At 68.5% G+C, this 9,001-nt stretch carries 11 protein-coding genes; 5 read left to right on the top strand and 6 right to left on the bottom strand.

Annotated elements, in window-relative coordinates:
• A partial coding sequence (locus tag ABD798_RS37295) for a PHP domain-containing protein (RefSeq protein ID WP_425549315.1) occupies positions 1 to 173 on the bottom strand: 173 nt, incomplete at its 3' end.
• A 111-nt stretch (positions 174 to 284) separates the two neighbouring features.
• Between ABD798_RS37295 and ABD798_RS33465 the strand changes: the two genes are divergently transcribed.
• A complete protein-coding gene (locus ABD798_RS33465) occupies positions 285 to 1,217 on the top strand; it encodes a LysR family transcriptional regulator (RefSeq protein WP_344884246.1) in 933 nt (310 codons plus the stop codon).
• On the opposite strand, the gene ABD798_RS33460 is transcribed toward ABD798_RS33465, so the two are convergent.
• Positions 1,210 to 1,821, bottom strand: a complete 612-nt coding sequence (locus ABD798_RS33460; RefSeq protein WP_344884243.1) for a TetR/AcrR family transcriptional regulator — start codon at positions 1,819 to 1,821, stop codon at positions 1,210 to 1,212. The two genes, ABD798_RS33465 and ABD798_RS33460, sit on opposite strands and share 8 nt — an antisense overlap.
• 73 nt (positions 1,822 to 1,894) lie before the next feature.
• Here ABD798_RS33460 and ABD798_RS33455 point away from each other — a divergent pair, with 73 nt between their 5' ends.
• Positions 1,895 to 2,434: a peroxiredoxin-like family protein gene (locus ABD798_RS33455; RefSeq protein ID WP_344884240.1), complete on the top strand. Its 540-nt coding sequence runs from the start codon at positions 1,895 to 1,897 to the stop codon at positions 2,432 to 2,434.
• Here ABD798_RS33455 and ABD798_RS33450 read toward each other — a convergent pair.
• Both ABD798_RS33450 and ABD798_RS33445 read right to left on the bottom strand, forming a co-directional pair.
• Positions 2,403 to 2,693 carry a hypothetical protein gene (locus tag ABD798_RS33450; protein WP_344884237.1) on the bottom strand — a complete coding sequence of 97 codons (291 nt, stop codon included), beginning with the start codon at positions 2,691 to 2,693 and terminating at the stop codon, positions 2,403 to 2,405. The genes ABD798_RS33455 and ABD798_RS33450 overlap by 32 nt on opposite strands.
• A gap of 142 nt (positions 2,694 to 2,835) precedes the next feature.
• A complete protein-coding gene (locus ABD798_RS33445; RefSeq protein WP_344884234.1) occupies positions 2,836 to 3,399 on the bottom strand; it encodes a TetR/AcrR family transcriptional regulator in 564 nt (187 codons plus the stop codon).
• Positions 3,400 to 3,487: 88 nt separating this feature from the next.
• Here ABD798_RS33445 and ABD798_RS33440 point away from each other — a divergent pair, with 88 nt between their 5' ends.
• A complete protein-coding gene (locus ABD798_RS33440; RefSeq protein ID WP_344884231.1) occupies positions 3,488 to 4,681 on the top strand; it encodes an MFS transporter in 1,194 nt (397 codons plus the stop codon).
• A gap of 55 nt (positions 4,682 to 4,736) precedes the next feature.
• On the top strand, positions 4,737 to 5,207 hold the full coding sequence (locus ABD798_RS33435; protein WP_344884228.1) for a hypothetical protein: 471 nt from the start codon (positions 4,737 to 4,739) through the stop codon (positions 5,205 to 5,207).
• 209 nt (positions 5,208 to 5,416) lie between these two features.
• Here the strand turns inward: ABD798_RS33435 and ABD798_RS33430 are convergent, their stop codons facing one another.
• Positions 5,417 to 5,758 (bottom strand): hypothetical protein, encoded by a 342-nt coding sequence (locus tag ABD798_RS33430; protein WP_344884225.1) that lies wholly within the window; start codon positions 5,756 to 5,758, stop codon positions 5,417 to 5,419.
• A 91-nt stretch (positions 5,759 to 5,849) separates the two neighbouring features.
• Positions 5,850 to 6,827 carry a cytochrome P450 gene (locus tag ABD798_RS33425; RefSeq protein WP_344884222.1) on the bottom strand — a complete coding sequence of 326 codons (978 nt, stop codon included), beginning with the start codon at positions 6,825 to 6,827 and terminating at the stop codon, positions 5,850 to 5,852.
• A gap of 867 nt (positions 6,828 to 7,694) precedes the next feature.
• Between ABD798_RS33425 and ABD798_RS33420 the strand changes: the two genes are divergently transcribed.
• Positions 7,695 to 8,915 (top strand): HNH endonuclease signature motif containing protein, encoded by a 1,221-nt coding sequence (locus ABD798_RS33420; RefSeq protein WP_344884220.1) that lies wholly within the window; start codon positions 7,695 to 7,697, stop codon positions 8,913 to 8,915.
• The last annotated feature ends 86 nt before the right edge of the window (positions 8,916 to 9,001 follow it).

Genomic DNA, 9,001 nt, shown 5'->3' with positions numbered 1-9,001 from the left:
AACTTCTTCGCCTGCTGGTAGAACTGATCCGCCCCGTACATGTTCCCGTGATCGGTCATCCCCACCGCGGGCATCCCCAACCGCTGCGCCTCAGCGAACAGCGGAGCGATCTTCGCCGCACCGTCCAGCATCGAGTACTCGGTGTGCACGTGCAGGTGCACGAACGTGTCCACCCCGGCCACTCCCCATCGTTGTAGGTTCCTCAGCGCCGGGGCATTGGAACCCGGTCGTGGAGCCGTCGTCCAACAACCGGCACACGGCGCTGACAACCAAAAGGAGTGACGGTGGAGCTGGACCTCGGCGCGGTGCGCGCGTTCGTCGTGGTGGCGGAGGAGCGGCACTTCGGCGAGGCGGCGATGCGGCTCGGGCTCTCCCAGCAGGCGGTGTCCAAGCGGATCGCCCGACTGGAGGACGACCTGGCGACGACGCTGCTGCACCGCTCACGCAGCAGTGGGACGAGCCTCACCGGCGACGGCGACGCGTTCCTCCCGCACGCTCGCGCGCTGCTCACGGTCGCCGACCAGGCGACGGCGGCGCTGCGAGCCAGGAAACGGCCGCTGCGGATCGACGTGCTCCACACCTGGCTGGCCTCGACGGAACTGGTCCGGGAGTTCTACCAGGCCACCGGCGTGGAGGTGGAAATCGTGACCTCCCAAGGACTTCGCGACGCGCGACCGGCCCTCGCAGACCGCAGCGTCGACGCGGCGTTCGCCCGCGTGATGGGCACGCTCGACGAGTCCGTCGCGCACCGACCGGCCTACCTCGAACCCCTGCACCTGCTGGTGGGGAGCAAACACCCACTGGCGAAGCGGCGCGCGGTGACCGTGGCGGAGCTGGTCGGGGGCACCGCGTGGATGCCGGACAACCAGCCGGGCAGCGAGTGGGCGGACTACTACGAGGCGTTCGAGGAGGAGCTGGGCATCAGGATCGACACCACCGGCCCGCACTTCGGCTTCGACGACCTGCTGGAACGGCTGGGCAAGTCCACGGACTGGTTCAGCTTCGCGGCCGAGCGGATGCGGGTGCCGTGGTACCCCGACGTCGTCCAGATCCCCATCGTGGAACCGGTTCCGGTCTACCCGTGGTCGCTGCTGCTGAACCGGCACCACCCGCACCCCGCGCTGCCGAAGCTCGTGCGGCACGTCGAGGAGCACTTCACGCCGCTGGACCCGGCGCGGCAGTGGGTTCCGCCCGCCGACCGCGCGGGCTTCAGCTGAGCCCGAGCCCACGCACCAGGATCTCGAAGCCCTTGCGGAACTCCTCTTCCGGCGCAACGGTTCTGGCGCGCGCGGCGGTCTCGGCCAGCAACGGGAACTCCTCCGGCGGCAGCTCGGCCAGCGCGGCGGTTCCGGGCCCGGACAGCGGACCGAAGTGCGCGACCTGGAGCGCGCCGAACACGTGGGCGAGCACCGCGCGGAAGGCGATCACCCGGCGCTTGCCGGTCAGCCCCGCCTCGGTGAGCACGGTCAGCACCGCCTCACCCCAGCGGCGTGAACTGGGCGAACTGTGGCGATGGGTCAGCAGCAGCGGCACGACCGCCGGGTGCCCGGACACCGCGACGCGCACGCGGTCGGCCAGCACGCCGAGGCGCTTCGCCGGAGTGCCACGGGCGACGTTCAGGTCGACCGCCCCGAGCACGAGGTCGACCACCAGCTCTTCGACCTGGTCGCGGTCGCTGACGTAGCGGTAGAGCGACATCGTGCCCATGCCCAGCTCCTGGGCGAGCGCGCGCATGGACAGGCCGTCGAGACCGTCGCGGTCGAGCACGCTCATCGCGGCGGTCGCGATCTGGTCCGGGGTCAGGGACTTGGGTCGGGGCATGGTGTTTGACAGCGTACAGCATACGCGCATACGTTCGTAGGCGTACACCACACGCCTACGAGGGGGGCCCTCCGTGCACGAGGTCACCGCGCGCGAGCTGATCACCGTCTCCGGGGAGCGCGTCCGCGTTCCCGATCCGGATCGACTGGTGCACCTGCAATTCCGCCGCTTCGCAGGATGCCCGATCTGCAACCTCCACCTGCGCTCGGTGGTGCTGCGGCACGAGGAGATCGTCGCGGCGGGCGTCCGCGAGGTGGTCTTCTTCCACTCCCCCGCCGACGAGCTGCGCGGGCACGACCTGCCGTTCGCCGTCATCGCGGACCCGAAACGGCGCTACTACAGGGAATTCGGCGTGGAGTCGGGCCGCCGCGCGCTGCTGCACCCGAGAACGTGGGGCGCGATCCTGAGCGGCACGGCCCTGACGCTGCTGGGCCGGTTCCGGCCGCCCGCCACGAGGCAGGAGGGCGGGCGGCTCGGACTTCCCTCGGACTTCCTCATCGACCAGGACGGCCGCGTGCTCGCCGAGAAGCACGGCGAGCACGCCTACGACCAGTGGTCGGTCGACGAGCTGCTGGCACTGGTCAGTCGCGAAGCTCGACCGAGACGCTGCTGACCGAGTCGGCCCCGACGTTGGGGCAGAACGCCAACGAGCCGACCCGCACCCGGGCCCACGCGCCGTAGACGACCGAGCCGTTCTTGCAGACCGCGCGAGCACGGTGCAGGCCGGTGCCCCCGGAGCAGTCCGAGATCCCGACCTCCGCCAGCTTCGCCGTCCTGCACCCCGTCGGCAGGGCCTCCGCCGACGGCGAGGCAACACCCATCAGGCCAATGCTGAGAACGGCACTGGCACCGAGAACCATCAGAGCACGCATGCGTTTTCTCCCTTGTCCGATTGGCAGCACGCGGACCGTAACCCTGATTCCGGTTAACGTGAGAAAAGTTCAGCACAATCACGCAGCCGCACCGGCGAAGACTCACAGAGTTGTTGGCACGTAAGGAAAAGCATGCCAAACGTCAACGGGATTCAGGTTTCCCGGAAACGGCATGGGCCAGATGCCGCGCGTAGGCGGCGTCCGTTCCCGGCACGGAGAACACGACGCGGAAGTACAGCGGCGCGACGACCCGGTCCATGACCTCGGCGAGCGTCGGCGGCTCATGACCGGCTTCGCGCGCACGGTCGAGCAGGGCCTCGATGGTGGCGCTCGTGCGCTTCAAGCACTCCCGCAGGCCCGCCCTGCGGTCGTCAACATCAGCGGCGACCTCGGCACGGAAGAACGCGATGCCGCCGGGGCGCGCGAGGTCGGCCAGCGTCCACTCGGCGAAGTCCGCCAGGTCCGCGCGCAGGTCCCCGGTCGGCGCGGGCGCTCCGCCTTCAGCCACGATGGCAACCTCGGCGAGCAGCGCGGGGATCGAGCCCCAGCGCCGGTAGACGGTCGTCGGGTTGACCTCGGCGCGCTCCGCCACGGCAGGGATCGTCACCTGGTCCGCCCCGCGCTCGACGACGAGTTCGGTGACGGCGCGGTGCACGGCGGCCTGGACACGGGCGCTGCGACCGCCGGGGCGGCGGGTGGTGGCCATGCACCGAGCTTAACGCAGAGCACTTTGCTTTAGTCGGCGCCGTGCCGTAGCGTCGCGAAAGCCAAGATGTTTGCTTTAAGGAGGCGGCATGACGCGTTCCCTCGCGTTCTGGACGTTGGCGGCAACCCTGTTCACCTTCATGGCCGCCGCGGCCGCGCCGTCACCGCTCTACGTTGTGTACCAAGCACAATGGGGCTTCACCGGCACCACGCTGACCGTGGTGTTCGGCGTGTACGCGCTGGCGCTGCTGGCCGCTCTCGTGACGGTCGGTGCGGTGTCGGACCACATCGGCAGGCGCCCGGTTCTGCTCGCCTCGCTCGCCGTCCAGCTCGCAGCGCTCGTCGTGTTCGTCAGCGCGGACGGCGTCGGCTGGCTGCTCCTGGCGCGCGTGCTCCAAGGCCTGGCGACCGGGGCCGCTACGGGCGCGATCACCGCCGGGCTCGTCGACGTGCAGCCGCCACACCGGCCAGGGCTCGCGGCGCTGATCACCAGCGCCGTCCCCGGGCTCGGCCTCGGTCTCGGCGCGCTCGGCTCCGGCCTGCTCGTGGAGTACGCGCCCGCGCCGACAACGCTGGTCTTCGTGCTGCTCATCGCGGTGACGGCGCTCATGGCGGCGGGGATCGCGCTCATGCCGGAGACCTCGACGCGGCGTCCCGGGGCGCTCGCGTCGCTATGGCCTCGGCTCGCGGTACCGGCCGCTGGGCGCACGACGTTCTTCGGCACCGTTCCGATCTTCGCCGCGACCTGGGGCGTCGCCGGGCTCTACCTGTCGCTCGGGCCGTCGCTCGTCGCGGAGATCCTGCACCTGCGCGACCACCTCGTGAGCGGCGCGGTGGTGTGCTCGCTGATGATCGGCGCCGCGGTCGGCTCGGTGCTGGCGCGTGGCCGTGCACCCCGGTCGGCGATGGTCACCGGCGCGCTCGGGCTCGCGCTGGGCTTGGCGATCACCCTGATCGGGTTGCACGCCGGCTCCCTCGCGACCCTGTTCCTGGGAAGCGTCGTGTCGGGCCTCGGTTTCGGCATCTCCTTCCTCGGCGCGTTCGCGACCGCGGCGGCGCTCGCCACGCCGGAGCACCGCGCCGCGCTTTTCGCAACCATCTACACGGTGAACTACCTTGCCTTCAGCCTGCCCGCGATCGCGGCCGGCGCGGCGGCGACCTCGTTCGGGCTCGCCGCGACCGCGGACGTGTACGGCATCGCCGTCATCGTGATCTCGTTGGCAGCGGTGGCTTTCCTCGCCCGCGCGCAGCGGAAACAGCCTTCGACCGTCCACTGTGGCTGATCATCGTTGCCGTCTCGCTGTCGACAACGGGGGCGTGTGCCGTCATCGTGGTCGTATGGGTGCAGCAGCCGTTCGAGACGTGGTGCGCGACGTGGTGGCCAAGGTCGCGCCGGAGGAACTGCCGGTGGTGGACGGCCTGGTGCTCTTCGACGACGCCACCGTCGTCCGGCGGCTGCGCCGCGGCGGCCACCGCCGGGACCCGCTGGGCTTCGGCCTCGGCGAGGTCGCCGTGATGATCACGCCGGTGGTGTGGCTGGTGATGGAGCAGATCGCCGAGAAGGCGGCGGGCGCGGCGGTCGACGGCACCGCCAAGGGCGCCAAGGCGTTGCTGCGCAAGCTCTTCCGCAAGCGCTCGGCGCCCGTGACGATCCCGCCGCTCTCCAAGGACCAGCTCGCCGAGGTGCGGCGGCGGGTGTACGAGGCGGCCCTGCAACGCGGCATGTCCGAAGAACGCGCCAACGAGGTCGCCGACGCCGTGGTCGCCCGACTGCTCCTGGAGAGCCCTGATTCCGACGAGCCGAACTAGGCCCTGTCCTGTAAGTCACCGGGTTTGCCGGTCTTCAAGACCACCCAACCCCCACCCCAGCCGTCTTCAACGACGGCAAACCCCGCAACACCGCAGGGTTTGCGGCGGTTAGCGATGATCAACAGCGGGGTTTGCGGGTCTTGAAGACACCCCAACCCCCGGCGACACCGTGACCGGAACACACAGCGCAACCACTTGCAGGACAAGCCCTAGATCTCGATGGGCTTGGGCTTCTTGGGACCCCAGAGGTAGATGACGTTCCCCTTCTTCGGCAGGTAGTAGCCCGTCGGGCAGTTCGCCGTGGTCGGCTTGCCGTCGTCACGCTTCCTGCTCCTCACTTCCTTGGGCTTGCCCGTCAGGGGTCCCTGGAGTTCGCAGAGGGCGATCACGTAGTAGAACCCGGTCCTGCACACCATGTCGACGCCCCGGGAGTCCCGAGCCGCCACGCACGGGATCGCCCCCGCCGCCTCTGCCGCTGACGCCGGGGAGCCGACGAGCGCGCAGCTCGCGACCACGGCACCACTCATAACGATCTTGCTGATGCGTCTCATGGGCCAGGAGACTAGGTCTCCGAAGGGTGCCGTGGCGGCGCGATCGAGCCTTCGCAAGAAGGGGCGTCGGGCACGCGAAACGTAGACACGTTCACGATTGCACGTGGATACGGAGTTTGCGCGGCGCGTGGAGGATGCCGCGCGAAGGGCCGGGAGCCCGGCGGGGCACGAGCTGGTGCGACTGGAGCACCGCGCTGAGGATGACCGTCAGCTCGGTGAGCGCGAGCTGCGAGCCCGGGCAGAAACGCGGTCCGAGCGCGAACGGGAAGTAGCTGCCGGACGCCGGACAGGTACCCGAAAGCCAACGCTGTGGTCGAAACTCGTCCGGCTCAGCAAAGGCTCGCGGGTCCCGCTGATTGAGGTAGGGGCTGAACAACAGAGTCGCGCCCGCCGGGTAGTCGCCGACCGCCTCAGCGAGCTGGCGGGGCAGTTGCCACACCGGCGGGTGCAGGCGTAGCACTTCGCGGACGACTGCCCCGCAGAATTGCGAATCCGCGCGCGCCCGCTCTTGGACGTCCGGTCGGGCCGACACCTCGTGGAAGCACCACGCGAGCGCTGCCGCTGGAACGTTGTGGCTGGACAACAACATTGTGCGCACAGCCAGAGTGATCGTGCGCTCGTCGAAGCCGTGTTCCTTGAGATGAGCCGGAAAGCCTGTGCGGCTCACGCGTACATGCTGCCGGATCACTTCAAAGGTCGCGCGCTGCACTCGGCGCCGCTGTGACCTGAGTTCCTTGTCCACCAAGGAAGAAATCCTCGGAACGTCTTCGCCGAGCACATAGCGGACGTTGATCGCGGAGACCAGGCGCACGGCCTCGCGCATCGCGTCGACCACGCCCTGGCCGATCCCCTGCGCCACCTCGATCATCTGCGGCACGAACGCATCCACCGCACTCGCGGACAACAACGGCCGCATCGCCCGGCGAACCGCCATCCACATCGCCGGCCCGTCCGGCCCCCACGAGGTCACTTCATTGCGAAGATCACCGCGCGGTGGCAAGGCCGCCCTGTTCGCCAGAAGCCGTTCCGCGGCAAGCGGATCAGTGACCAACCAGACCCCCGGCTCCACCTCCGCACCCGATCGTGCGGCGGCCGCGGACAAGGCCGCCGCACGCGGGTTCATCACACGGCCGGATAGGCGTAGTAGCCCGGCGACGCGAACCTGCGACGGCGGACGAGGCGCTTGAGGAGTTTCATGACGGTCTCCTTCGTGCTCGGGGAAATCACCACGGAATATCGAGCGGGGCGCGGAGCGTGTCAAGGAACCGTTGCCGCGACAGGGGAAGTCAATCGACTGGAAGCGGCATGGAGTCGGGCGGGCCCCCGCATCTTCGTGGCTGCTTCTTGGGGAGTGGGAGATTGTTTAGCTCTTTCCAGCCGGGTACGGCTGGGCTTCCCGGTCGGGTACCGCTGGGCTTCCGGGTCGGGTACGGCTGGACTTCCCCGGTCGGGGACCGCTGGACCTCCAGGCCGGGAACAGCTGCGCTTCCAGCTAGGGGACCGCTGGGCTTCCAGGCCGGGAACAGCTGCGCTTCCAGCTAGGGGACGGCTGGGCTTCCAGCGGGGGAACAGCTAGAGCCTTTAGCTCTTTCCAGCGGGGTGCGGCCGCGCTTCCAGGTTGAGTTGGGTGCGTGGGGCGCGGGGGTTGCTGCGTGGGTGTCGGCTTGACCTGGGGGCCCCTTGCGCGTGCCGTCATGGGCCGGGCGGGCACGGTGAAGGATCACCGGCCCACGCCAGCAAGCGTATGGCACGCGCTCCCCAGGTAAAGCCGACCGTTTCGTGGGCGCCTGGCGGTTTCGTTGTGGGTGGCTGGTTGTGGGGTGATGTCGACGGAGTCGACGGGCGAAAACTGTTGTGGCTCAACGTGATTCACTCGTTGGGGACAGGATCTCGATCTTCGAATTTGAGACAATAGAGAGGAGGGGTGAGGGGGAGAATGGTGTTTGATACCAACGGAATGATCGAATCTTTGAAGGTGCATCTGGGCCAGGGGGATGCGTATCGGTTGACCGGTGATGCACTGCTGGACCACCTACGGAAGCACGAGACGATCTTGAACTTGGTGACCGCTTCGGCGATCGAGGCCGCTGCTGAGGCGGAGTCTCAAGGCCTGCCTGCGCGGGAAGGGTGTAAGGATCTGGCGGTGTTGTTGCGCGCCACCCTGAAGATCGCACCCGAAGACGCGAACCGGCGCAGTCGACTGGTGAAGCAACTGCCCTCGTTGGAGAGGACGAGGGAGAGACTGCATGCGGGGGTGATCAGTGCCCGGCACGCACAGATCATCGCCGACACCGTCGCGAAAGTGCCCGCGAAGAAAGCGGAGGCGGTGGAGAAGGAGCTGTGCCGTCACGCGCCCCGCCTCAACCCCCGGCAGCTGATGTACGCCGCCAAGGTGACTCGGGCGCACTGCGACCCCGAAGGCACCTACCGCGACGAGAAAGAAGGCATCGCGCAGCGGTCGATGAAGATGGGCACCAACGAACACGGCCACCTGCACCTCATCGGCAGCTTCGACACCCTCACGGGGCAGAAGATCCAAGCCCTGATGCACGCCCTGGCCAAGAAACGACCCGGCGATGACCGCACCACCGAACAGCGCTACGCCGACGCCTTCGCCGAAGTCATCGACCTCGCCCTCGCCACCAAGGCACTGCCCACCAACGGAGGCGAACGACCGCAGGTGATCGTCACGATCTCCTACACCGACCTGATGGCCAGCCTCGGCACCGGCTACACCGCATGGGGCGACCCGATCACCGCGCGGCTGGTGCGGCAGATCGCTTGTGATGCCAACATCCTCCCGGTCCTCCTCGGCGGAGAAGGCAGACCACTCGACGTCGGACGCAACCATCGCACCGCGACCCCAGCCATGCGCAAAGCGTTGGCGGTACGGGACAAAGGATGCGCCTTCCCCGGCTGCGACCGACCCCCGGCGTGGACGGAAGCACATCACGTAGTGCACTGGCTCCACGGAGGCGACACCAAGATCGACAACCTCGTCCTGCTGTGTTCACATCATCATCACGTGATGCACGACGAAGGCTGGAAGATCACCTTCCACGACGGCATCCCGACCTTCACCCCACCGAAGTGGGTCGACCCCGACCAGACGCCGATGCGCAACATCAGAGTCGACGAACGACTCACCCGCTGCTGAGAGGCGCCGGGAAACATGCCGCGCGGATCACTCGCGTTTCGCGGCGCGTCAGCGAGCGGGCTTCATTAAGATCGCGGACGAATCCG

The sequence above is a fragment of the Allokutzneria multivorans genome (assembly GCF_039537405.1).
Classification (GTDB): Bacteria; Actinomycetota; Actinomycetes; order Mycobacteriales; family Pseudonocardiaceae; genus Allokutzneria; species Allokutzneria multivorans.
This window is presented reverse-complemented; position numbering and strand designations above follow the sequence as displayed.

Excerpts from the sequence above, each read along its gene's own strand:
- ABD798_RS33460 (WP_344884243.1), bottom strand. The coding sequence starts at position 1,821 with ATGCCCCGACCCAAGTCCCTGACCCCGGACCAGATCGCGACCGCCGCG.
- ABD798_RS33450 (WP_344884237.1), bottom strand. The coding sequence starts at position 2,693 with ATGCGTGCTCTGATGGTTCTCGGTGCCAGTGCCGTTCTCAGCATTGGC.
- ABD798_RS33445 (WP_344884234.1), bottom strand. The coding sequence starts at position 3,399 with ATGGCCACCACCCGCCGCCCCGGCGGTCGCAGCGCCCGTGTCCAGGCC.
- ABD798_RS33440 (WP_344884231.1), top strand. The coding sequence starts at position 3,488 with ATGACGCGTTCCCTCGCGTTCTGGACGTTGGCGGCAACCCTGTTCACC.
- ABD798_RS33435 (WP_344884228.1), top strand. The coding sequence starts at position 4,737 with ATGGGTGCAGCAGCCGTTCGAGACGTGGTGCGCGACGTGGTGGCCAAG.
- ABD798_RS33430 (WP_344884225.1), bottom strand. The coding sequence starts at position 5,758 with ATGAGACGCATCAGCAAGATCGTTATGAGTGGTGCCGTGGTCGCGAGC.
- ABD798_RS33420 (WP_344884220.1), top strand. The coding sequence starts at position 7,695 with ATGGTGTTTGATACCAACGGAATGATCGAATCTTTGAAGGTGCATCTG.